The following is a 24,825-nucleotide window of genomic DNA, read 5'->3' as shown; positions in this document are numbered from 1 at the left end:
TTGACTTTTAGATGTGTAGCCCGTAGGGGAATCGAACCCCTGTTTCAAGAATGAAAATCTTGCGTCCTAACCCCTAGACGAACGGGCCATTTCCTTTGTGATGCTGCAAATATAGAAGCTTTTTCAATAAGCGCAAAAAAAAAGTGCGTTTATATCGCTAATTCGCTGAAATTGAGAAAAATTATTTTTTAAGCGACCTTAGCCAACAGCATATGCAAGCATATATTCATTGAATTTTTCATAATGTACGTCAAAAGTCTGCTTGTGGTGGTTGCTGTCCAGTTCGAGTTTTAAGACACCTTGCTTTTGGTAGTCGAAGGGCTGAATCGTCATGTTGTTTAAGAAAGAGACCCCCGCATTCCCCTGAAGTTTATAGATGGCTTCTTTGGCACACCAACAGGCATACAACTGCTCGTATCGTGTATCGTCCTCTGTAATAAAAGCAAATTCAACGGGTTTGAGAAATTTATGTTGGATCCGCTCAACTTTTGTTTTGATAATTTCCATGTCGATCCCAACCTCCCCCTCGGTACTTATCATTGCGGCGGCATAGTCAAAGGAGTGCGAAAGTGATATCTTCTGTGGAAAATTGGCTAAATAAGGTTTACCGTTCGCATCGGAAGGGCAGTCTATATAACGCGAAGTATTCAGAAGGGTCCGCAGTAAGACGCGTGTAGCAAGCCAATGTAACCGTCGTTTACCTTTATTAAAAGAACCCAGTTTAGCCTTCTCGCGCTCGTCCAGCTGAAGTTTGGATAACAGATCATCATCGGATTCTTCAATCCGCCAAATGGCAAATTTGGTTTGGCCATCTATTTCACGTAAATACACTAGACTCATACCCAAATTTAAAAAACAAATTGCAAATTATCGCATGTTCAATCAGGAGCGATTAGATAAACCGTCGTGTAGAATACAGACAGCAGGGGGAAAGCTGATTTTGGTACGCCCGTCAAAATGAACGAACTGAGCTGGTCGAAGCTTTAAAGAGTCAATTCTCAATAAAAGCTGTACTTTAAATAAAAAATAGCGTAAAAATTTGTGTGAGAACCGTATTTTTGAATTTATATAGCATGGCCTGATGCTCTTGCTATCTTGATACACATGATTTTATCGGATAAAAGAATTCTTGAAGAGATTGAAAATGGCAGTATTGTCATTCAACCGTTTGACCGTAAGTGTTTAGGAACAAATTCCTACGATGTACATTTGGGCAAATATTTGGCAACCTATGCAGACCGCGTACTGGATGCCAAAAAACATAATGAAATTGATCATTTTGAAATACCGGAGGAGGGTTTTGTATTGGAACCTAATACCTTGTATTTGGGTGTAACACAGGAATATACAGAAACACATAAACATGTTCCTTTTTTGGAAGGAAAATCGAGTACTGGCCGTTTGGGAATTGACATCCATGCAACAGCTGGTAAAGGGGATGTGGGATTTTGTAATACGTGGACCTTGGAGATATCTGTCGCACAGCCCGTCAGAGTCTATGCTGGAATGCCAATCGGTCAACTGATTTATTTTGCTGTAGAAGGCGAAATCGAGACGTTTTACAATACAAAGGGGAATGCAAAGTATAATGGCAAGACCATACGTCCTGTCGAATCCATGATGTGGAAGAATAGTTTCTAAATGAAAAACGTTGGATGGATCATTTTAGGGATGCTGCTGATTATCGTGATCAGTGGATTGCTTTATTATTTTGTTCATCCAATGTTTGGCGGAAGCTTTAAAGGCGCCCGATTAGAGCGGATGAAACAGTCGCCAAACTTCAGAGATGGCGTATTTCATAATCTTGAAGTGACTCCCTCCCTAAAGAATGATGTAAATATCGTCTCTTTAATGTGGGATTTTCTTTTCAATAAAAAGCCGGGGCTGAAGCCATTGGTTGTGTTACCGGCGGTGAAATGTGATCTGAAAAATCTGCCGGCACAGGATCTTTTGGTCTGGTTTGGACACTCTTCTTATCTGCTGAAAATTGATGGCAAACTATTGCTCGTCGATCCCGTATTCAGTGAAAATGCTTCACCCGTACCGGGAAGTAACAAGGCTTTTAAAATTGCCGTGGATTATACAGCGGCAGACTTTCCTGAAATAGATTTCCTTTTTATTTCCCATGATCACTATGACCATCTCGATTATGAGACTGTAACCAAACTACGGGAGAAAGTCGGTCGGGTTATCTGTGGTTTAGGGGTGGGGGCGCATTTTGAATCCTGGGGTTATAAACCAGAACAGATTGTCGAGGGCGATTGGTATGATCAGGTTACTCTTCAGCCTGATTTTCAGGTAACTTTTACCCCCGCAAGACATTTTTCAGGCCGTAGATTTACAAGAAATAATACCCTTTGGACTTCCTTTGTCCTGAAAACAACGAAATACAATTTGTTTTTAGGTGGTGACAGTGGTTATGGTAAGCATTTCAAGACAATAGGGGATCGATTCGGCCCGTTTGATCTGGCTATATTGGAGAACGGGCAGTATAATGATGCCTGGCATTATATCCATTCGTTGCCCGAAGAATGGGGGCTTGAAACCAGAGACTTACAAGCCAAAGTCACTTTGCCCGTTCATTCGTCAAAATTTGCCTTGGCAATGCATGGATGGAAAGAACCAATGGAAAAGTTTTATGAAATTGCCCAAAAAGAAAACAGTAAACTCATTACACCGAAAATAGGGGAACTGGTGCATCTGGACAAACTGGATACAATATATGCTCCCTGGTGGCGGGAAGTCAATTAAATTATACCTTGTTCTTTTCAGCAATCCACAGTGACATATATTTTGTGCTCTGTACAGTGTGATGTAGGAGGATCTGGCTAATAAAATTGTGTTGCCGATGTTTGTCCAGCTGTACCTTAAGTAAGGATAGATTGGTCATAAAGTCCGCTTGATATTTGCGTTTCTCGTAGCGTTCGTTGATGATACGGATACCATTGGACTGCGCTGTTGCCCAGGCGACTTTGTCGTTATAAAGCGCCATGGTTTTTTGGCAGAAAGCTTCGGGTTCATCTTCAATAAAACCATTCCAGGATAGATTGCCCTTCATCGCCTCAGCGCCAATCGATGTCGTGACGGTAGGGGTACCGGTATGCATGGCGTCGATAAATTTGCCTTTCACTCCGGCCCCAAATTGAATCGGCGCAATCAATAGTCTGTAGTTGGACATGGTGTCCTTTGCAGAATCTGTTCTTCCTTTGATATGAAAATTCTCTTTGGGATTATGTAACTGAAGTACTTTCTGTGTCGGATATGCCCCATAGATATGTAGCTCTACTTTAGGGAGCATTTTACGAAGAACTGGCCAAATCGTTGTCTTTAGGTATTGCACGGTATGCCAGTTGGGTTCATGGATGAAGTTGCCGATAAATAGCAGATTTCCTCGTTCTTCAAATGACTTCCATGCATTCGTCTGGTCGACCGTAATTTCATCTTCCAGAAAAGGGAGATAGTATAGAATATCAGGCGAAATCCGAAACACTTCCGTCAGGATTTTCATTTCAGACTCCGAGATAATTAATGATAGATCACAACGCAATATGGAGGCAATCTCCCGCTTTGCCGTGTCTGTAAACAATTCCTGAAAGGAAAAATCGTCTTTATTTTTGACGCAGGTTTGCCGTGCCTGTCGTAAGAAATGGAGGTCCTCGGTGTCGAGCACCCGAAGTGCATCGGGACACTGTTGAGCCACTCTCCAGCCATATTGTTCCTCGACCATGAACCTGTCGAATACAACAATATCGGGTTGTAACCATGCAATAAATTCGTCAAAACTATCACTATTGAGCACAATAGCTTGTTCGGTAATACCTCGCGACTTTAATGGTGCACTATAGGGAGATTTGGCCGCTGCAGAAGCAAAGGTTATTTGATAAGAACGATCCAGGAATGTCTCGATCAGTTGCATCATCCGAAATCCGGCGGCTGATGATGTTGGTTCTGGCCAAACCAGCCCGATGAACAATACCCTTTTCTCTTTCATGGGTGAAAATTACTGATTAATGTCAAAAGAATTGATGAAAACTTAACAATTTGTCATTTTGAAACGATTAGCTTTATTTCGTGTTTATTATACGGTACGGTTATTAGACAATAAACGATAATATGGGCAAGACTATTGTTCAACGCATTAGACGTTTTTCACCAAAAACCTATTGGAAGGAACTAATAGCTGTTTTGGTTATTTTATTGGCTTTCGTTTTTTTTAGAAATGAAAGGAAAGAACTCGCCGCCATTATTCCGCAGTTAAAAGCGGCAGATCTAACCTGGGTGTCGGTCGGCATCTGTATAACCCTGCTCTATGTCCTATTGCAAGGTGTGATGTATGTGCAGAGTTTCAAAGCCATTGGTCTCTCGATCAATTTGAAAATTGCCATAGATCTATTCCTAAAAAGAAATCTGCTCAGTGTATTTCTTCCTGCGGGCGGCATTAGTTCCCTCGCTTATACAACTACTCAGTTGCGAAAGCGGAATCTGAATACGACACAGATTCATCAGGCTGGCGCGCTGTATGGGTATGTGGGACTGTTAACCGTCTTTATGATTGGTGTCCCCGTCATATTGTATACAATTTGGGATAATAAAAATTTTGGTGATGCCTGGATTTCACTGTTAATTTTGGGTATACTGCTCGCTATTGTATTCTGGCTCGTATGGTCTTTCCGTACACACAAAGGAATTTACCGTTGGGTAGAACTAAAATTTCCTGCTGTTGCCTCCAATATAGACGAGATATTTTCCGGGGAAGTAAAAATGAAATATCTTCTGGGTACCGTGTTGGCGTCTATGGTTGTTGAATGCTGTGGGATAGCCCATGCTTTTGTTAGCATGTATGCGCTGGACTTGGATCATTCCTTTGAAGCAGCGGCTATCGCCTATACCGTTTCAGTGGTTTTAATGATTGTGTCACCTTTTTTAAGAGGTTTAGGGGCCGTGGAATTAACGATGCTGTATATCTTCAAGGCCTATGGCTACGGTCAGGCAGAAGGCTTGGGAATAACCATTCTTTATCGTGTATTTGAGTTTTGGTTGCCACTATTGTTAGGGTTAATCGCTTTCGCTTGGCGGGGTAGACAGCTTTTGGCGCGTGTAGGGCCAGCACTGCTGATCTTCTTCTTGGGCATGGTCAATATTGTGTCGGTGCTGACACCGCCTTTGGCCGATCGCATGAAGCTAGATCGGTTTTATTTACCCCTTGAAGCGATCCATGCATCTAAGTTTATGGTTTTTGTTCTAGGAGTAGGTTTGTTGGTTACGTCGGCTTATTTGATCAAAGGTTTTCGTGTAGCCTTTTGGATCGCTGTTATTTTTAGTGCGCTGTCGTTATTTGGGCATGTGTTTAAAGCGTTGGACTATGAAGAGGCATCGGTGGCCTTAATGACGCTCGTTTTTTTGGGCATCAGTTATAAGCAATACCCAATTAAAAGCAATATTCGCTGGGTGAGGATCGGGTTTGTAACATTCGTCGTTGCATTGGTCGGGGTCTGTTTATTTGATGTATTGAGCTTCTATTTTATCGATAAGCAACATTTTGGAGTTGAATTTACTTGGCGGCAATCCATTTATCATACCGCAAAGAGCTTTTTGTTGTTCGCCGATGACGATCTGATGCCACATACCAATTTTGGGCAGGAATTCTTACGCATTACGCAGGTCCTGGGGATTTTTTGCTGGTTCCTTCTGATCTATGCGCTCGCCCGGCCACGCCTGATCGCAGATGAAGATTCTAGTAAATCCGAACGTGAACGGGCGCAACAGCTACTGGATGAATTCGGACAGTCTCCCATGGATTTTTTCAAACTCGGGAAAGACAAATATCTTTTTTTCTCTGAGATTTCCGAAGGGTTTACCGCCTATAGATTGGCAAATGAGTTTGCCATAGTATTGGATGAGCCGGTTTGTGAACAGGGGGATAAAGAAGAGCTTGTCGAGGAGTTCGATCGTTATTGTTATGCCAATGGATTAAAAGCGATTTATTATCGGGTCGATGAAAACAGCCTGGTTCATTTCTCATCGCTTCGTAAGCAGAAGATCACCATTGGGCAAGAAGCTGTTTTGGAACTGGAAACATTTACGCTCGAAGGAAAAGAGCGTAAATCATTGCGCAATGGACTGAATGCAATCCAGAAAAAGGGATTTACAACCGCAGTGCTGAAGGCTCCACAGCATGCAGCAGTCCTTGATGAACTTCGGGCTATTTCGGACGAATGGCTAAGAGAATTTGATAAAAAAGAAATGGTTTTTTCTCAGGGAATGTTCAATACCGCAGAACTGATCGAACAGGATATTATTGTGCTTAAAAATGGGAACGGTAAAATCGTCGCGTTCTTGAACGTCATTCCCGATTATGCCAAAGATGAATGCACTTATGATATGATCCGAAAATCAATGGAAGCACCCGGCGGGAGCATGGATGCGTTGATTGTAGAGATGATCAGTTATGCAAAAGCGCTAAAATATAGTTACCTGAATCTGGGAATGGTTCCGATGACGGGGCTGGAAGCAACAGAGAGCCCCGCAGAAAAGATTATGAAATTTGCGTCAACGCGACTTGGGAATTTTAAACATTATCACAGCTTACGTGATTTTAAAGCGAAGTATGCGACTTTTTGGGAAAACAAATACCTTATCTTTGATCATGATTTTGATCTGATACAGCTTCCGGTTGCGCTAGTTAAAGTAATGAAACCGAATGATTAGTATCATCTTGAGCGTTATTCGGCGAGTAATACTGATCCTATGAAGAAGTTGACCGTTTTATTTATCATTGGTTGCATGGCATTTCATGCCCTCGCCCAACAACGTTTGATCGAGATGAAATATTGGAACAACAAAACGGTATTGCCCCTGGTCCTTTATTTGAGTGGAGATGGTGGTTTCAATTCTTTTTCGAATAAGATCTGTCGGTTAATTGCCGATGCTGGATATGCTGTGGCTGCGATTGATTCCAAGAGCTATTTTTGGAAGAAAAAAACACCTAAGGATATCGCTGCGGATATGTCAAATACACTCAAAAATCTGATGTTGTCTCGACAGAATCACCAGCTTTTTATTGTGGGATATTCGTTTGGAGCAGATGCGGTACCTTTTATCATAAACCGTATCGATCCCTTAATAAAGAAAAATGTACGTAGCATTGTGTTACTGGAACCATCGGTATCGACCGATCTGGAGATACATATTGCCGATATTTTGGGTAGAAGCAGCACCAAGCGGAGCCTTGATGTAGTTGCTGAGATAAACCGGATAGAAGGTGTCAAAACAAGTGTGGTGTTAGGAGATGATGAGGCCGAATTTCCGGTAAAAAAGATTACATTAAAAAACTTTAATAAGAAATATCTTTCGGGTGGACATCACTTTAGCGGCAATGCGGAGCAGGTCGTTAAAACAACATTATCTCTTTTTTGATATTTCTTATCCTAGATCAAATAAATTACGAAATGGAGCCGCTATTTTTGAATTAGTTTTAAATAGAGAAGACACATGGAATTAGGAATAGGAATGTTTGGTGACTCCAGGATAGATCCCGCTACAGGTCAGATTCAGGCGCCACAGGATAGAATGAAAGAAATTATTGAGGAAATCAAACTGATGGATCAGGTTGGACTGGATTTCTTTGGTATCGGTGAACATCATCGGGCAGATTATGCTGTTGCTGCCCCGGAGATCATATTGGCTGCTGCGGCTACGGTGACAAAGGACATCAAGCTGGGCAGTGCTGTTTCCGTATTGAGTTCGGCGGACCCCGTCAAACTATATCAGGATTTTGCGACAGTTGATCTCTTGTCTGATGGTCGGGCAGAGCTGATGGCGGGCAGAGGGTCATTTATTGAGTCATTTCCGCTCTTTGGATATGACCTAAAGGATTATTCAGATCTGTTTGAAGAGAAATTGGAATTATTACTCCGGTTGAATAAACAAAATCCGGTTACCTGGCGCGGAAATTTTAGGGCTCCTTTGATCAACCAGGAAATTTTTCCACGTCCAAAGAACGGATCTTTGCCGATCTGGGTTGCAGTAGGTGGTACTACATCATCTGTTATTCGTGCCGGAAAACTCGGTTTGCCGGTCATGTTCGCAATTATTGGAGGGATGTATGAAAGTTTCGACCATTTGTTTGAAATGTATCGCCAGGCGTATGAAGATAATGGACACGATATGTCAAAATTTCAGGTCGGGGTGCATATGCACGCCTTTTTTGGGGATAATAGCAGGCAGATTGCAGATTACTATTATCCCATCTACTCGGCACAGATGGATCGTGTCGGAGCTAGCCGCGGATGGCCACCTTATCAGCGGACACAATATGATTTTGGCAGGTCTTCAAGGGGGCATCTTATTGTTGGGGATGCTGAATATGCCGTTGACAAAATTTTGGCAATTCATGAAAAATTTGGATTGACGCGTTTTTCGGCGCATATGGACGTTGGTGCTCCGGGACATAAAGAGATGTTGCGGTCAATTGAAATTTACGGTGAAAAAATAGCGCCTAAAATTAGAGCAGTACTCAATAAAGATAGCTAAAGAACACATTATCATTTTTTTTAAGCAGAGATATTGCCTACCTTTGCCAATAAATTATTTTAGATAGTAAGATGCTTGGACTTAAGTTGTTGACAGATCCGCGATGGGCTAATATCGCAGAGGGGAATTTGGAAGAGATTTTGACAGATCATGCGTGGTGTGAACAAAAGGCAGCTTCAAATGCAATATCCTTGATCACAAACAACTCAGAGCACGAGGATTTGGTTCATGAATTGACAGCCATAGCCATTGAAGAGATGGAGCATTTCAAAATGGTTATTGACATCATCAAAGAACGGGGCTATACATTGGGTCGCGAGCGGAAAGATGACTATGTAGGTCAGTTGATGAAATTTTCCAAAAAGGACGGTAGCCGGAATATGGCGTTTATCGATAGACTATTATTTGCTGCAATGATTGAAGCACGTAGTTGTGAGCGGTTTAGGGTCTTGTCTCAAAATATCCAAGACAAGGAGCTTGCTCAGTTTTATTACGATCTGATGGTTTCCGAAGCGAACCACTATACAACTTTCCTTAATTTTGCAAGGAAATATTCCGTAGATGTCGATGTGGAAAAACGCTGGAAAGAGTGGTTGGACTTTGAAGGTAAACTGATCCAGTCTTACGGAAATAAAGAAGCCATACATGGCTAAAGGATAGCGAATCTACCTATTTTAAAACACATACATAACAGTTGTCCCGTTCTATTTTCTTTAGAACGGGATTTTTTGTCACTTAATTATTCTTATCTTTGTACCGTGATCGAAAAAAGTAAAATAATAGATATCAGGAGTTTGTCTTTGAGTCAGATCAAAGATCAACTGACCGCGTTGGGTGAACAGGGCTTTCGTGCAAAGCAGATTTATGAATGGATATGGGAAAAATCTTGTACAGATTTTGATCAAATGAGTAATTTGAGTAAGGCCCTGCGTGAAAAGCTGAAGGAAAATTTTACGATTAATGCAGTCAAAGTTAAAGAGTCACAAATCAGCTCGGACAAAACTATTAAAAGCAGCTTTAGGCTCTATGACGGTAATATCATAGAGGGTGTATTAATTCCGGCACCTGAGCGTATGACTGCCTGCGTGAGTTCGCAGGTGGGCTGTAGCCTGACCTGTAAATTTTGTGCAACAGGTTACATGGATCGAAAACGTAATCTTAATGCAGATGAAATTTATGACCAAGTGGTACTTATCAGTAAGCAGGCTGAAGAGAACTATGGTCAGCCTTTGACAAATATTGTCTATATGGGCATGGGCGAGCCGCTATTGAATTACGCCAATATGATGAAGTCTGTTGAACGGATCACCGCTCCGGATGGCCTTAATATGGCTGCGAAACGAATCACTGTGTCAACAGCCGGTATTGCGAAAATGATCAAGAAACTAGGAGACGATCAGGTACGGTTTAACCTCGCTCTTTCACTACATGCGGCAAATGATAAAAAGCGTAATGAGATTATGCCAATCAATGAGCAGAACTCTTTAGCCGCATTAGCTGAAGCGCTAAAATACTTTTATGCGAAGACAAAGAGTCCGATAACATTTGAATATATTGTATTCAATAATTTCAATGACGAGTTGGAAGACGCCAAGGAGCTTGCTAAATTCTGTAAGCATGTCCCCTGTAAAGTAAATTTGATTGAATACAACCCAATTGCTCTGGCCGACTTCCTGAATGCCGAAGCTGACAAGATAGACGTATTCGCGAATTACCTAAAAAGCCAGGGAATCATCACCAATGTAAGACGAAGCCGAGGAAAGGATATTGACGCAGCTTGCGGACAATTGGCCATAAAAGACAAGGATAAAGAGACTGCTGAGGCTTAGTTTGCAATATTGTTGCTATCTTTAACTTAGGAAGTTAGCATGATGCCATTTGATCTACGGAATATTCTTGGTGATTTTGTTTCCATATTCTTTCCCAAAGAATGTGCCTGTTGTGGCTGTGTGCTGAAATATCAGGAAAAATATATCTGTATTGCCTGTGATTATCATCTGCCTTATACCAATTTTCATACATATTCGGATAACGATACCGCTAGGCAGCTCTGGGGCAAAGCGCCTATAGAAGAGGCTTGCTCTTTTCTCCTCCTACAAAAGGGGAGTCGTGTAGAGCGGCTAATCTACCAGATTAAATATAATAACCAGCCATTTTTGGCTGAATACTTTGGTTATCAGTATGGCCTCAAGCTCCTTCAATCCGAACTGTACGTTGGATTATCGGCTATTGTTCCGATACCATTACATACGAGTAAGCTTCGGAAAAGAGGTTATAATCAATCGGCTTATTTCGGTCGTGGGCTGTCGCGGGCGATGCATATTCCGTTATGGGAGGACGTATTGATCCGTAAACGGGCAACAATGACACAAACAGGTAAGGACCGTTTAGCGCGTTATGAAAATGTGGAAGACATCTTTGTCTGCAAAGAACTTTCAATGCCACAAGATGCACATATTTTACTTGTTGATGATGTACTTACTACCGGTGCAACCATTGTCTCAGCTGCAATTACCCTGCAGGAATCCCGCGGATGCAAAGTGTCCGTGGCAACCTTGGCCAGAGCCCAATAGTTTTATTCGATAGCCGAGTTTACCGCCAATCAGTGCCTCCTGTCGACATAATTCAACAGATAGGCAAATCCGGCCATGCCAATTCCTACAGAATCAGCAAATAAATCCCACCAGTCACCACTACGGTAAGTAAAAATATAGAGCTGAAGTATTTCCGTTAATCCTGCAAACAGAAAACCGAAAAAAGAGACAATAAAGATGGGTAACCAGCGTGTTGGTTTTCCGCTAAATTGTTGAATAACACCGTTGTACATCAGTGTGCAAAAAACGAAAAACATGCCCGCATGAACGAGTTTGTCCATTCCGGGGTAGCTGGGAACTGTATCAAAGTTATTTCCGGGGAGCGTACATAAAACAATGACTATGATGGCCCAAATAAAACACCATTTGTAGTCCAGTAGGATTTTAATCATGGGGATAAATATCCAAAAATTTCTTGATAGAAGTGAAATGTAAATAATTTTAAAAAATTATTTACCTAATAATCAGCTTGTTAATATATTTTATTTGTTTTATATGGTACTATGTATTGCATGGTACCATAAAATACATATATCTTTGTATTGTTATGATAGCTGAAAATACACAAATCCAAATGAGGAAGGGGATACTTGAATATTGTATCCTATCCATAATTTCTCGAGGAGAAATTTATGCCTCCGATATTATCAGCGAACTGAAGAAAGCTCAATTGTTGGTTGTGGAAGGAACCCTATATCCGCTTTTAACACGTCTAAAAAATAATGGCTTGTTGAGTTATATATGGAAAGAATCGACTTCAGGTCCGCCTAGAAAATATTATGAAATTACCCAAGAAGGACTTGATGTCCTTTCAAGATTGGACATTACCTGGAATGAATTGGTGTTTGCTGTAAACACGTCATTGGTGGGTAGAAACAATGATTCAACTAAACCAGTTAAAGACAATAGCGATGAATAAGACAATAATTATCAACATAAATAGCATCGTCTTCCATATTGAGGAGGATGCCTATGAGGTACTGCGGTCGTACATGATTGATATACAGAAGCATTTTGGTCAGTCGGAAGACAGCCGTGAGATTTTACAGGATATTGAGAACCGTATTTCTGAGATGTTTACAGAGAAGATCCAGGCGGGAAGTAAAGAGGTGCTCAATATGGAAGATGTAAATGCAGTTATTGATCAGATGGGGAGGGTTAGTGACTTTGAGTCGGAAGATCAGGATGACTATAGCTCCTTTCGCCATGAAACGAATACCAATGGTTTTAAGGTCGGTAAGAAATTAATGCGGGATCCCGACGATCGCGTTTTCAGTGGCGTCTGTAGTGGTCTTGGCCATTTCTTTGGGATTGAAGCCAAATGGGTAAGGTTACTTTTTGCGCTTTTTGTCATAATCGGTGGATCGGGGCTATTGGTTTATGTGATTCTTTGGATTGTAATGCCGCCAGCGATTACCAGAGCGGATAAAATGGAGATGCGTGGCGAAGCGCCGAATATCCAGAATTTTAAACGTTCTTTTGACGAGGAAATGAGCGGTGTGAAGGAGACTTTTTCGCGGGGCATGGATCGCACCGGGGATGGCGTGGCGAAGCTATTGCAGATAATCGTTAAAATCATTGGCGTCTTCTTTGTCATCATCGTGGGATTGACTCTTATAGGCTTGATTATAGGTTTGATTTTCTTTGCCTTGGCCATCGTGAATGTTATTCCGGATGTGATGGACGATTCAGGACCATTTTATCTGATGGATCCTAGTGACGTCCCTTTTGCATTGATTGCTGGCTTTTTATCTGTATTTATTCCTTTTGCCGGTTTGTTTTATTTACTTCTTCGGGTGCTATTTGAGAAGAAGCCAATGAGTAATTATCTGACAACGACATTGTTTGTTGTGTGGTTACTGTCCGTTGGAGCACTTATTTACTATTCAACTTCGGTAGCGAAAGAATTTAGGGAATCGAGCACGATTGTGGACGAAAAGCCGCTACAGAAACAGCCGGTATATTATCTGAAGGAAAATGATGTTCGGGTTATCCGCTTAAAAAATGGGGTGAAAACCGGTATCGGAATAAAAAGCGAGAACCTTTCGTCTTATCTGAAACGGGATATCCGTATTCGGATTGAACGTATCGACTCATTGCAGGAACCTTATGTACGTTATGAATATTCTGCAAAAGGAAATACCTACAAAATTGCTACAGACAGGGCCGCAAAGATCAATTATGCACTGAAGCAAGATACAACTGCCTTGATTTTTGACAGTGCTTTCCAATTGAGCGAAGGTGAGCGCTACCGTGATCAGGAAGTGAATGTTACCCTGTTTTTGCCTGTTGGAACAAAATTGGTGATCAATGATAATTTGGAAGGTAAATTACGCGATATTTCATTTTACGAATGCCGCGACCGTTATAATAAAGATTTAAGGGATGTCAAGGATGTGGAATTTATTGTGACTTCGCTTGGTGTTAAATGTGCTTTGCCTCCAAAAAAATCAGACGAAGAGGAGGCAGAAGATGCTGACCATAATGAAGTCGTTATTGCCGATACTTCCATTGTGATCCGTCGGGATACGATCATCAACACGAAAAAAGATGGCGCGTCCGTTCAGATAAAAAATAAATAATAAGCTGTCTTCCGCCTCAACCGGGCGGAAGACAGATCATACAAGCCAATACCATGATGAAGCCATTGAGCGCTGAGGTTAACTTGCAAAACAAGATAACTAGGACCCTTTTGAAGTTTCATTGCCTTTAAACAAGATTATCCTAATAATGAAAAAATATTTTTACTTCTTACTGTTAAGTTTTTTGATTGTCTCCTTTGCCCATGCGCAAGTGAAAATTACGGGGAAAGTGCACTCGGCGGATCATTTGCCGCTGCCTTTAGCAACGGCCTACCTGATGAAAGCCAATTCTGCTGTTGTCTTAAAAGCAGTGGTCACCAATGAATCTGGAGAATACCAATTTACGGATGTGGGGCCCGGAAACTATCTCGTTGAAGCAAAGATGGTGGGATATACTTCAAACCGAAGTAGCTCTTTTGCTATCGATAAGTCCGATTACTCTCCAGCCGTGATCGAATTGATTGCGGATAACAGAAAATTAGAGGAGGTCACTGTGGAAGGGAAACGTCCTATGGTCGAGAGTAAGCCCGGTAAGTTGATCCTAAACGTAGAGAATTCTCCATTGGCGGCCGGCAACAATGCCCTGGATATAGTGCAACGTGCACCCGGTGTCAGCTTGGACAACAACAATAATTTGCAATTGATGGGACAATCGGGGGTAGCCGTTACCATTGATGGACGGCAAACCTATATGTCTGGTGAGCAACTTTTGAGCTTTTTGAAAAGCACGGATGGTAATCAGATTAAATCCGTTGAAGTGATTACGACACGATCCGCTAAGGATGATGCTGAAGGAGCTGTAGGAACGATCAACATTGTCCTTAAGAAGAATAATCGTATGGAAGGATTTAACGGGACCTTTAACCTGACGGCAGGAAGCGGTGAAAAATTCAAGGGAAATAGTTCCCTTTCATTAAATTACAAAAAGAATAATACAACACTGTTTGGTTCCTATGCTTATTCTGATGAAAAGTCTTACCGTAAGCTGTATATAGACCGGGTTATACAGAATGATGGTAAAAAGAAATATTTCAATCAAAAATCAACATTGGATGAAGATGAACGTAATCATTCCTACCGTTTCGGCGTTGAACAAAAGACATCTTCAAGAAATACATTAACACTACAATTCAATGGGTCAAATAATACCGAATATAATGACAATGATAGTAGGACGAATATAGGTACTACCGTATCCGCTTATGATACGATATTAAGCTCATCGTCCTCTTTCAAAGAATTGTTTGACCGCTACTCCGCTAATCTAAATAATGAGTTTAGGATAGATTCCAATGGTCGGAAACTGACTGTTGATTTGGACTGGAGCAAATTTAGGAGCAACAAACGTGTCACTTATCGCAATGAATATTTTGATGCCGATATGAAGTCAGTTGCCCCATTGGAAAATGAACGCAGTAGAATGCCAATCGGTATCGATATCTATGTTGCGAAGTTCGATTACGAACATCCCTTATCAAAAAAGTCCAAGCTTGAGATGGGGGGTAAATATTCGAATGTAAAGTCTGATAATGATCTGCTTTTCGAAAAGCTACAGAAAGACTTTGTGTGGATAAATGATCCGACACGTACTAACCATTTTGTCTATAAGGAGCAAATAGTGGCAGGCTACCTCGATTATAATACAAGCATTGGACAGTGGAGTTTAAAAGCTGGTGTGCGGGGCGAGTATACGATGTCGGATGGAAACTCATTAACAAAGAGCAAGCGTGTGAAACGTGATTATTTTCAACTTTTCCCCAACGCTAATTTGACCTATTCGCTAAATGAGAATCATATATTGTCTATAGGATACACCAGAAAAGTGACCCGTCCTAATTATCGCCAACTGAATCCATTTGATTATTATATTGACAAGTTGACCTTCGAGCGTGGAAATCCGTATTTAAATCCCCAATTTTCCAATGAATTCACATTGAATTATACCTTGTTGCAGCGTTATAATGTGACACTGGGTGTCAATGATGTGAAAGACGCAATTGTAGAAAGCATGGGACAAGACTCTGTCAGAGGTGAGACTTGGGTTGTGCGGGAGAATTTAGGTCGAAATCTGACCTCTTATTTAAATCTAAATATTCCCGTCACTGTATTTAAGATCTGGAGCATGAATAATAATATCACTGGAATCTACTTTGATTTTGATGGTATGATTTCAGGTATTCCGATCAGAAGGAAATCATTTCTCCTTCAAGCGAATTCCATGCATAATCTAAAACTAAGTAAGAGTCTTATGGCTAATGTTAATTTACGCTATTTTTCACCTTTTAAATACAGTGTGTATGACTTAGAGGGGAGATGGGACATGGAAGTGGGAGCGACCAAAACATTTAAAGATCAGCGTAGTTCCTTAAAATTGGCGGTGAGTGATCTATTCAATACGGGCAATCAAAACCTGGTCACTACTTTCGGTCAATTTGATTCTCAGATCAGGCAACGTCAAGATCGTCGGATTATACGGCTGACTTATTCGTACAAATTTGGTAACCTTAAAAATAATTATCGTAAGAAAGATACAAGCAACGAGGAAAAAGAAAGAGCGCAATAGAGCATTACTGTTGTTATTATATGGCACCGTAAGAAAATCGTTTTCTTACGGTTTTTTTATTTCGTGATTGTTGATTAGTTCGGTGGGTAATACACGGGTCTCAAATTCTGTAATAGGATATTTGGCTTCTATCAGTTTGATCAGCAGTTCGGTAGCAATTTTCCCCATTTCGAAAGCAGGTTGTCTAATTGCTGTGACTTTGGACGAAAATAGTTCGACAACATTAGAGTTTGTAAATCCGGCAATAGCGATATTGCTAGCGGCTTCGAAATTTCTTTTTTTCACGACATGGAGGTATCCTGTGGTCAATTTGTCTCCAGAGATGAAAATGGCATCAAACCCAATTTGGATAAGCTCTTCGATCGCCTTTTCAATTTCGTCTAAATGCAGACCTCCATATTGAGAATATTTGACAAGATTCGGATCAAAATCGATATGATTTGCCATCAATGCCTTTTTGTATCCTTCTAAGCGATCTCTTGTTATGGACAGGGATTTTGAGCTTGTCAGGTGCGCGATTCTCTTGTTTCCGAGTTTTATGAGATGCTGGGTCGCATCATAGGCCCCTTGCTGATTGTTGACCACGACCTTGTAGGTGTTAAACTGTTTTGGGATTCGATCAAAAAATACAATTGGAAATCCACGTTCTTTTAATTGATGAAGATAGGAAATATCCTCGGTTTCTGAAGACAATGCAATCAGTAGGCCATCTATGCCTCTGGATGTTAGGTACTCCACATTAAGCCGTTCCCTTTCCGAAGACTCATGTGTCTGTGAAATAATGATCTGAAAATTCTTGTCATAGGCAATAGATTCGACGCCGTTGATGACTTGGGAGAAGAAATTATTGGCTATTTCACTGACAATAATACCAATGGAGTGGCTTCGACGTTCCTTTAAGCTCCTCGCAATGGGATTAGCACGATAATTGATTTTTTCGGCATATTCCAATACAATTTTTTTTGTTTCAGGACTTATTTCATAACTATCTCTTAATGCTCTGGAGATGGTAGAAGTTGATAAGTTAAGCGCTTTAGCAATGTCTTTGATTGTATAGTTTTCGAATTTCATAATCGGCAAAATAGACTATAATATTAATCAAAAAAAATTATAAAACCTAATTAACTGCCCCGTGCAAACGTTGCCGGCAACGTTTGCATAACTTTATTAATGACATTGGCATCAACAAGTGAAATATACTTTGTAAACTTGATCATATGATAACCAAATAAATTTCCATGCAGTTCGTGCAAGAGTAATTTAATCATTTTAATTAAATACCTAAAAATATGAAAAAAATCAGTACACTTATTTCGGGCTGTGTGATGGTAATTTTTCTCCTGGCTTTACAGCGGGAACAAATCCGCACAATCTATATAATTGGCGACTCTACAGCTGCGGATAAAGATAGCCGTACCTTTCCAGAAACTGGTTGGGGAATGGCTTTTGCAAAGATGTTCAATCAACAGGTGAAGGTCGATAACCGTGCATTAAATGGGCGTAGTTCCAAATCCTTTAAACATGATATCGGCAAAGATGGAAGTGCTGTAAATCATTGGAAGCCTATTTTTGAAAACCTCCGTCGAGGAGATTATGTGTTCATTCAGTTTGGACATAATGATGAAAAGGTTCATAAACCCGCTGTGGGAACTTCATTGGAAGAGTTCGAACAGAATTTGATTTTCTATATCAATCAAACAAGAGAGAAGGGCGGCACTCCGATTCTTTTGACACCGATAGCACGGCGTAAATTTGAAAATGATGTGCTCGTGAAAACCCATGGAGAATATCCTGCAATTATCCGTAAGGTCGCTCGGGATATGCAAACACCTTGTATTGACATGGAGGATAAGACAACAAAACTTGTCATGTCCTACGGAGTAGTGGACAGTAAGAAATTGTTTTTGCATGTGGACAGCGGTGATAAGAATTATCCGCAGGGAAAGAAAGATGATACGCATCTGAATACTTTTGGTGCTAATGAAGTGGCAAAGCTCGTTGCCGAGGGGATTCGCGAATTACAGTTACCTATTCAAAACAATCTGATTCTGAAGTAACTTTAGAACGTTATAAAATCAGAAAGAAGCATACACTCAAATCAATTTGACTGACAGAGGAGGGCTGTCGTAAAAGATGCAGTAGATATGAAAAAGTATTTGGAGAATTTATGAAAAAATGAATTTTCATAAAAAAGCGACATCGATAATCTCGATGTCGCTTTTTTGTATCAGTCGTATACTAGAAAATATATTTCGTGCTTAAGAAATTTGATTCATTTTCACTGACTATGTCATTTAATAGTTTTTTGTTTTCCTCAGTGAATTTTGTCGCCACTAAAGAACGTATAGAGAATGAACGCAAGGCATCCACTACGGACAACGTTCCTTCAGCACTGTCCTTTCTACCTGTGAAAGGGAAAGTATCCGGACCGCGTTGGCATTGACAATTGATGTTTACACGGCTCACTTGATTGACCAGTGGATCGATAAGTGATGAAACAACAGCTGCATTATTGCTGAAAATACTTACCTGTTGTCCATGCGAAGATCCAATTAAGTATTCGATAGGTTCTTCAAGGTCATCAAAAGGAACGACTGGGATAACCGGGCCAAACTGTTCCTCTCTATAAAGTTTCATCTGTGAATTTACAGGATAAACAATCGCCGGGTAGAAGAACGATTCTGCAACTTGGCCACCGTTTTCATTCACTACTTTCGCACCGTATGCTTTTGCATCTTCAATGCATTCAGTCAAATATGCCGGCTTATTGACTTCAGGAAGCGGAGTCAAGGATACTCCTTTTTCCCAAGGCATGCCAAACTTCAATTTAGCAACTTCAGCAGAGAGACGTTTCAGGAACTCTTGTGCCAAGCTACGGTGCACATAGATAATTTTAAGCGCTGTACAACGTTGACCATTGAATGAAAGTGAACCCAATACTGTTTCAGAAACTGCTAGATTCAAATCTGCATCTTTGGTAATGATTGCTGCATTTTTTGCGTCCAAACCAAGAATTGCACGGAGACGATTCACTTTTGGGTGCAATTTTTTAAGTTCATCAGCTACACGGCTTGAACCGATTAGCGTTAATACATTGATCTTTCCCGATTGCATTAAACTAGGGACAATTTTATTGCCACGGCCATAGATCGTATTGACAACACCTTTAGGGAAACTTGTTTTAAAAGCTTCTAATAAAGGGTAGTGTAATAACGTACCATGTTTAGGTGGTTTGAATAACATGGTATTCCCCATGATCAATGCAGGAATCAATGTCGTAAAAGTCTCATTCAACGGATAATTGAATGGTCCCATACAGAGTACGACTCCTAATGGAGATCTTCGGATTTGGGCAACGATACCCTGTTCGATTTGAAAACGTGAAGAATCGCGGTCTATATCTTTCAGTGCATCGATCGTCGCATAGATGTATTCTACCGTACGATCAAATTCTTTCACGGAGTCAGCGTAGGATTTGCCAATTTCCCACATAATAAGCTTGACGACAATGTCCTTCTTGGCGATCATCTTTTGTGTGAAATTTTCAACACAGGTAATACGATCGGCAACGCTCATTGTCGGCCATTCTCCACGGCCATTGTCGTATGCTTTTACAGCAGCGTCTAAGGCTTCCATGGACTCTTTTTCTGTACAAACAGGGAAACTACCGATGCGCTTACGTTTCAAGCCGTCCTTAGTCTTCACACAAATAGGTGAAAAAACTTCGTTTACTTGACCCGTCCAAGAAATCATTTCTCCATTGGAAAGGAACTCTCTTTGATCGACCTGTTCGTCGAGCGTAAATTCTGCGGGAATGTCTTTCTCCTCGTAGAAGATACCTTCTAAGTTTAAGCTCATTGTTTTTAAAAATGGTTTAGATTGATATTTATAAAGATATTGCTAATATAATATAAATTTTGCAATATATGTTAATTTTTTATTAAAATAAGTTTAGGAACTAGTGTTTTCATTACGACCCATGCAATTAAATAGGCAATGGCGCAGAAGGAAAAGATAATGAAATAACCCGCTTCCTCGCCTTTGAAGCCCATAAAAGTCATCTGGGTTTCTTTGGCGTAATCAAATAGCCATCCTGATGTTTTGTTGATAATAAAGGCTCCTACACCTCCCGCGAGCCCTCCAATTCCGGTAACGGTTGCAATGGAGCGCTTTGGGAAAGAGTCTCCAACGGTCGAAAAGATATTGGCGGACCAGGACTGGTGTGCGGCCCCGGCAAAACCGATAAGAATGACGGGTATCCAATAGGAGATATGTCCCAGGGGCTGTGCAAAGAGTACAACCAATGGCACAAAAGCAAACAACAGCATGGCTTTCATGCGCCCTTCGTATGCGTTCATTCCTTTTTTGTCAACAAAATAGGTTGGTAGCCATCCGCCATAAATAGACAACATGGTAATTGCATAGAGCACAAAAATTGCGAGCTGCCCTTCTGTATCCGATGATTTTATGTCGTAGACGGCAGAAAGATAAGCCGGCATCCAGAATAAGAAAAACCACCAGACTCCGTCGGTCATAAATTTTCCAAAGACAAATGCCCAGGTTTGTTTATATTTTAAGCATTCAGAGATGGTCGTTCTTGGAAGTTTGGTATCGCCGGAAGGTGTGATCTGCTGTTCATCGTCATCTTGATTGATATAAGCCAGCTCGGCCGCATTGACTTTTGGGTTTTCATTTGGTTTTTTATAGAGAAACATCCAGAAACCCATCCAGACAAATCCTAATGCACCGATGATGATGAAAGACATTTCCCAGCCCCAATGTGCGGCGATTACAGGAATGGTTAAGGGAGCTGCCAAAGCGCCTATTGTCGCGCCCGAATTAAAGATACTAGTAGACAATGCGCGGTCTTTCTTTGGAAAATATTCTGCCGTAGCTTTGATTGCAGCCGGAAAATTGCCCGCTTCACCAACAGCTAATACGAACCGCGCAAATATAAATAGATTGACACTGACACTGATCACTAATCCCACATTGTTGACATGAGAAATTGCCTCTTTTGCGCCTTCGAAACCTACGAACCATTCACCAGCAACAATTCCTGACGTCGCTATACCACAGAAGGCATGTAGTATTGCACCAATGGACCAGATTCCAATTGCCCATAGAAAACCTTTTTTTGTGTCCATCCAATCCACAAAGCGACCTGCAAACAGCATACTGATGGCATAAAAGATTGAAAACAGGGCCGTAATGTTACCATAGTCCGTATTTGTCCAATGAAATTCGGGGCTAATAAAATCCTTCCAGGTCAGGGATAGCACCTGGCGATCCAGGTAATTGATTGTAGTAGCAAAAAATAGTAGGGAGCATATTACCCAACGGTAATTACCCTTTTTCTCCGTGTTAATCATAATGGGTTTAATAGTTTATTTATAGTGTAAGTGTCTGTTTTTTCACGCCAATAAGATCCCTTTGTATTTGCTTTTTAAAGCCGGTGCCAGAGGGATTTTACTGTTATCGTGCTTTCGAGACGAAGTCAAGTGCCTTTTTAGTGTTCTCAAATAAATTGCCTGTGTCTTTAGGGGCAATCAACTTGCTGCCCATCCCTACGGCGCATACACCGGATTTGAACCAAGCTTTTAAGTTTTCCATTTCGATTTCTACCCCCCCCGTAGGCATAAATTTCTGACCTTTAAAAAGGTCCCGGATAGATGACATAAATGCTGGCCCCAGCATATTTGCGGGGAACAATTTTATAAGTGCTGCTTGTTGCTGTTGCGCCGTATAGATTTCTGTTGGGGTCATACATCCCGGGATCCATAATTTGTGCTGCTCATGAACAAGCGAACCGACCAAAGGATTTACAATCGGAGAGACAATAAAATCGGCACCGATTTGCAGAAACTGTTGTGCTTCTTCAACCGATTTGATTGTACCTATACCCAAATAAAGGTCAGGCATGTCAAGGTTCCTTGCAGCAACTAAACTCTCAAAAACTGTTAATGCTTCGGGACCACGGTTTGTAAATTCAAAGACACGTATACCGGCCTGGTATAAGGTCCGCAGAATAGCTATACTTTCGGCCTTATCGTGATGGAAGAACAAAGGAAGTATCCCTTGTTCAATGATTTTATCTAATACAATTTCTTTCAAATTCATGCTATCATTCTATTTTTTATGTCTTCCACTGTACTTGTTGTCGCATCGCTGGCGATAAACAGTTTATCAAATGCGGCTAGTGTTGCAAACTCCAGGGTCTCCTTAGGAGAAAGGTTGGAGTATAAGCCATAAATCAGGCCCGCCATAAAGCAATCGCCACTGCCTACCTTATCCAAAATTTCATCGGCTATATATTCCGTTGATTTAATCAGGCTGTCTTTGTCAAACAGTGTGGTATAATACTTGATTCCCTTGCTTTGATGGTCAAAACGAAAGGTGTTGGCTACATATTGACAAATCGGATTCACGGAAATGATCTCTTTGCTTGTACGATCTGCCTGTGCCAGTAAATCTTCTTCCTGATACCCGGAAGAAGAAGTTAGGAACTTTTCGTCTAGCTGCGTACCGAGCATTTGATGTGCAGCCCAGATATTTCCCATGATTAAATTGCAGTATTGTGCAATTTTGGGCATAATTTCTTTCGGTGCTTTCCCATATTTCCAAAGCTTTGCACGGTAGTTAAGGTCCAATGATACAAAAATGCCTTTTTCCTGTGCTTTTATAACTGCTTCCTGGCATAGATCAGCAATATCTTGGCTAATAGCAGGACAGATAGCTGAAAAATGAAACCATTTGACATCGGCAAAAACCTCTTCCCAATCGATGCTGCCTACTTTGAGATTAGCAAATGACGAATTCGCACGATCATAGATGACACCGGCATTTTTTAGATCTTTCCCTTTTGGGAGATAGTAAATTCCTAATCTCTCGCCGGTCCACAGCATAGCCGAGGTGTCTATATTTCTGCGTTGCAGGTAGTTGTCAATACCTTCACAGATGGCATTTTGAGGAATTGCGGATAAATAGGATGATGGTACATTCCACAATCCTAAGGCTGTGGCGACATTCAGTTCAGCCCCCCCCACGTAGAAAGGCAACTGGTGTTGTTCAATCCAATCTTGTTCGATGTCGGGACATATCCGCAACAACAATTCTCCAAAGCTTAAAACTTTACCCTGCATGTTCATTAAAATTCAAAATATTCTTTCGCGTTATTGTAGCTGATATCTGTTATGATTTTCCCTACCCATTCGATATCATTCGGTATCTCTCCCTTTTCGATGTCCTGCCCAAAGATGTCACACAATAATCTTCTGAAATATTCATGTCTCGGGAAAGACAGGAAGCTTCTGGAGTCGGTCAACATACCAACAAGACGGCTTAATAAACCCATATTCGACAGTGTATTGATTTGCTTTGTCATACCATCTTTTTGGTCTAAAAACCACCAGGCAGAGCCGAACTGGATTTTTCCCTTGATAGAACCATCGTTGAAATTCCCGATCATAGTCGCAATAAGTTCATTGTCCGCAGGATTGAGATTATACAAGATTGTCTTGGTTAGCTTATCTTGATTGTCTAATTTATTCAAAAATTTTGACAATGCACGTGCCTGGCTAAAATCTCCAATGGAGTCCCAGCCTGTATCTGGTCCGATCAAGCGATGCATACGGGCATTGTTGTTGCGTAATGCTCCTAAGTGGTATTGTTGAACCCAGCCTTTTTCATGATCCCATTCTGCAAAATAAATCAGCATTGCAGATTTGAATTTCAGATTTTCGGCCAAGGAAATTTCCTTTTTTGTTCGAATCTTATCAAAGATCGTCACGATTTCCTGTTCGGTATAGTCTTCTGCATAGATTTGTTCCAGGCCGTGATCCGACACTTTGCATCCGTTGGCAGCAAAGAAATCATGTCTTGCTTTTAATGCCTTCAAGTAATCTCCAAGACTATTGATTTGAATATCGCTGACCTCTTCCAGTTTATCGATGTATTGATTCAACGCAATGATATCGTCCGAGTTCATGGCTTTATCAGGACGAAAGGCGGGAAGCATCTTGAACGATTCTTTCTCCTTGGCGAATTGTTGGTGAAACTCGAGACTATCGATCGGATCGTCAGTGGTACAAACGACCTCAACATTCATCATTTTCAGTAACCCCCGAACCGAATGGCTATCTTGTTGTAATAGGGCACCTGTATCGGCGTATATCTTGGCCGCCGTTTTTGGGGATAGCAAATCCGTGATGCCAAAGTAACGTTGCAATTCAAGGTGTGTCCAGTGGTGTAATGGGTTGCGCAATGTATAAGGAACAGTTTCTGCCCATTTGATAAATTTTTCTTCATCCGAAGCATCGCCCGTAATATAGCGTTCATTGATACCATTGGCGCGCATGGCCCGCCATTTATAATGATCCCCATGCAGCCACACTTGACTAATGTTGTCAAATTTGACATTATTAGCGATCTGTTCCGGAATTAAGTGATTGTGATAATCAATAATCGGCAAATGCTTCGAATAGTTGTGATACAGCTCTTCGGCTGTTTTTGTGTTTAATAAAAAGTTGTCGTCTAAAAAAGCTTTCATACAATA

22 protein-coding genes and 1 tRNA gene are annotated in these 24,825 nt (G+C 41.0%); 12 read left to right on the top strand and 11 right to left on the bottom strand.

The window, feature by feature from the left end; translation table 11 throughout:
* Nucleotides 1-16: 16 nt before the first annotated feature.
* Nucleotides 17-88, bottom strand: a tRNA-Glu gene (locus G6053_RS29380).
* A 110-nt stretch (nt 89-198) separates the two neighbouring features.
* Nucleotides 199-840 (bottom strand): 4'-phosphopantetheinyl transferase superfamily protein, encoded by a 642-nt coding sequence (locus G6053_RS29375; protein WP_165309383.1) that lies wholly within the window; start codon nt 838-840, stop codon nt 199-201.
* A 264-nt stretch (nt 841-1,104) separates the two neighbouring features.
* Between G6053_RS29375 and dcd the strand changes: the two genes are divergently transcribed.
* Nucleotides 1,105-1,641 (top strand): dCTP deaminase, encoded by a 537-nt coding sequence (gene dcd, locus G6053_RS29370; protein WP_108634617.1) that lies wholly within the window; start codon nt 1,105-1,107, stop codon nt 1,639-1,641.
* Complete coding sequence (locus G6053_RS29365; RefSeq protein WP_108634618.1) at nt 1,642-2,751, top strand: MBL fold metallo-hydrolase; 1,110 nt, start codon at nt 1,642-1,644, stop codon at nt 2,749-2,751.
* Between the two features lies 1 nt (nt 2,752).
* On the opposite strand, the gene G6053_RS29360 is transcribed toward G6053_RS29365, so the two are convergent.
* Nucleotides 2,753-3,991 carry a glycosyltransferase gene (locus G6053_RS29360; protein ID WP_165309382.1) on the bottom strand — a complete coding sequence of 413 codons (1,239 nt, stop codon included), beginning with the start codon at nt 3,989-3,991 and terminating at the stop codon, nt 2,753-2,755.
* Between the two features lie 122 nt (nt 3,992-4,113).
* On the opposite strand from G6053_RS29360, the gene G6053_RS29355 reads away from it, so the two are divergent.
* The 6 genes from G6053_RS29355 (at nt 4,114) to G6053_RS29330 (ending at nt 11,105) form a co-directional block, all read left to right on the top strand.
* Nucleotides 4,114-6,708, top strand: coding sequence for a phosphatidylglycerol lysyltransferase domain-containing protein (locus tag G6053_RS29355; protein WP_165309381.1), 2,595 nt, complete (start codon nt 4,114-4,116; stop codon nt 6,706-6,708).
* A 39-nt stretch (nt 6,709-6,747) separates the two neighbouring features.
* The gene (locus G6053_RS29350) at nt 6,748-7,416 is read left to right on the top strand and encodes an AcvB/VirJ family lysyl-phosphatidylglycerol hydrolase (RefSeq protein ID WP_108634621.1); all 669 of its coding nucleotides are present in this window, start codon (nt 6,748-6,750) and stop codon (nt 7,414-7,416) included.
* Nucleotides 7,417-7,491: 75 nt separating this feature from the next.
* The gene (locus tag G6053_RS29345; RefSeq protein WP_165309380.1) at nt 7,492-8,532 is read left to right on the top strand and encodes an Atu2307/SP_0267 family LLM class monooxygenase; all 1,041 of its coding nucleotides are present in this window, start codon (nt 7,492-7,494) and stop codon (nt 8,530-8,532) included.
* Between the two features lie 71 nt (nt 8,533-8,603).
* Nucleotides 8,604-9,185 (top strand): tRNA-(ms[2]io[6]A)-hydroxylase, encoded by a 582-nt coding sequence (locus tag G6053_RS29340; protein WP_108634623.1) that lies wholly within the window; start codon nt 8,604-8,606, stop codon nt 9,183-9,185.
* A gap of 108 nt (nt 9,186-9,293) precedes the next feature.
* The gene (gene rlmN / locus G6053_RS29335; protein WP_181390595.1) at nt 9,294-10,361 is read left to right on the top strand and encodes a 23S rRNA (adenine(2503)-C(2))-methyltransferase RlmN; all 1,068 of its coding nucleotides are present in this window, start codon (nt 9,294-9,296) and stop codon (nt 10,359-10,361) included.
* 39 nt (nt 10,362-10,400) lie between these two features.
* Nucleotides 10,401-11,105, top strand: coding sequence for a phosphoribosyltransferase family protein (locus G6053_RS29330; RefSeq protein ID WP_165309379.1), 705 nt, complete (start codon nt 10,401-10,403; stop codon nt 11,103-11,105).
* 29 nt (nt 11,106-11,134) lie between these two features.
* On the opposite strand, the gene G6053_RS29325 is transcribed toward G6053_RS29330, so the two are convergent.
* Nucleotides 11,135-11,518, bottom strand: coding sequence for a VanZ family protein (locus tag G6053_RS29325; protein ID WP_108634626.1), 384 nt, complete (start codon nt 11,516-11,518; stop codon nt 11,135-11,137).
* Nucleotides 11,519-11,673: 155 nt separating this feature from the next.
* Here G6053_RS29325 and G6053_RS29320 point away from each other — a divergent pair, with 155 nt between their 5' ends.
* The 3 genes from G6053_RS29320 (at nt 11,674) to G6053_RS29310 (ending at nt 16,271) form a co-directional block, all read left to right on the top strand.
* Nucleotides 11,674-12,045: a PadR family transcriptional regulator gene (locus G6053_RS29320; RefSeq protein ID WP_104383543.1), complete on the top strand. Its 372-nt coding sequence runs from the start codon at nt 11,674-11,676 to the stop codon at nt 12,043-12,045.
* Complete coding sequence (locus tag G6053_RS29315; RefSeq protein WP_165309378.1) at nt 12,038-13,708, top strand: PspC domain-containing protein; 1,671 nt, start codon at nt 12,038-12,040, stop codon at nt 13,706-13,708. Before G6053_RS29320 ends, G6053_RS29315 begins: the two co-directional genes overlap by 8 nt.
* 148 nt (nt 13,709-13,856) lie before the next feature.
* Nucleotides 13,857-16,271, top strand: coding sequence for a TonB-dependent receptor (locus G6053_RS29310; protein ID WP_165309377.1), 2,415 nt, complete (start codon nt 13,857-13,859; stop codon nt 16,269-16,271).
* Between the two features lie 45 nt (nt 16,272-16,316).
* Here G6053_RS29310 and G6053_RS29305 read toward each other — a convergent pair whose 3' ends face one another.
* Both G6053_RS29305 and G6053_RS29300 read right to left on the bottom strand, forming a co-directional pair.
* Nucleotides 16,317-17,342: a LacI family DNA-binding transcriptional regulator gene (locus tag G6053_RS29305; protein ID WP_165309376.1), complete on the bottom strand. Its 1,026-nt coding sequence runs from the start codon at nt 17,340-17,342 to the stop codon at nt 16,317-16,319.
* A gap of 50 nt (nt 17,343-17,392) precedes the next feature.
* The gene (locus G6053_RS29300; RefSeq protein ID WP_165309375.1) at nt 17,393-17,539 is read right to left on the bottom strand and encodes a hypothetical protein; all 147 of its coding nucleotides are present in this window, start codon (nt 17,537-17,539) and stop codon (nt 17,393-17,395) included.
* 21 nt (nt 17,540-17,560) lie between these two features.
* On the opposite strand from G6053_RS29300, the gene G6053_RS29295 reads away from it, so the two are divergent.
* Nucleotides 17,561-18,328: a rhamnogalacturonan acetylesterase gene (locus G6053_RS29295; protein ID WP_165309374.1), complete on the top strand. Its 768-nt coding sequence runs from the start codon at nt 17,561-17,563 to the stop codon at nt 18,326-18,328.
* Nucleotides 18,329-18,509: 181 nt separating this feature from the next.
* Here G6053_RS29295 and G6053_RS29290 read toward each other — a convergent pair whose 3' ends face one another.
* The 5 genes from G6053_RS29290 to uxaC form a co-directional block, all read right to left on the bottom strand.
* Complete coding sequence (locus G6053_RS29290; RefSeq protein WP_108634631.1) at nt 18,510-20,129, bottom strand: NADP-dependent glyceraldehyde-3-phosphate dehydrogenase; 1,620 nt, start codon at nt 20,127-20,129, stop codon at nt 18,510-18,512.
* A 71-nt stretch (nt 20,130-20,200) separates the two neighbouring features.
* Complete coding sequence (locus tag G6053_RS29285) at nt 20,201-21,640, bottom strand: MFS transporter (RefSeq protein ID WP_165309781.1); 1,440 nt, start codon at nt 21,638-21,640, stop codon at nt 20,201-20,203.
* Between the two features lie 106 nt (nt 21,641-21,746).
* On the bottom strand, nt 21,747-22,391 hold the full coding sequence (locus tag G6053_RS29280) for a bifunctional 4-hydroxy-2-oxoglutarate aldolase/2-dehydro-3-deoxy-phosphogluconate aldolase (RefSeq protein WP_165309373.1): 645 nt from the start codon (nt 22,389-22,391) through the stop codon (nt 21,747-21,749).
* A complete protein-coding gene (locus G6053_RS29275) occupies nt 22,388-23,413 on the bottom strand; it encodes a sugar kinase (RefSeq protein ID WP_241254883.1) in 1,026 nt (341 codons plus the stop codon). The genes G6053_RS29280 and G6053_RS29275 overlap by 4 nt, the downstream gene beginning before the upstream one ends.
* 5 nt (nt 23,414-23,418) lie before the next feature.
* Entirely contained in the window at nt 23,419-24,819 is a 1,401-nt protein-coding gene (gene uxaC / locus G6053_RS29270; RefSeq protein WP_165309371.1) for a glucuronate isomerase, read from the bottom strand.
* Between the last annotated feature and the right edge of the window lie 6 nt (nt 24,820-24,825).

The sequence above is a fragment of the Sphingobacterium sp. DR205 genome (assembly GCF_011064245.1).
GTDB classification, from domain to species: domain Bacteria; phylum Bacteroidota; class Bacteroidia; order Sphingobacteriales; family Sphingobacteriaceae; genus Sphingobacterium; species Sphingobacterium athyrii.
The sequence above is the reverse complement of the archived record's forward strand: the minus strand, read 5'-3'. Positions and strand labels throughout refer to the sequence as shown.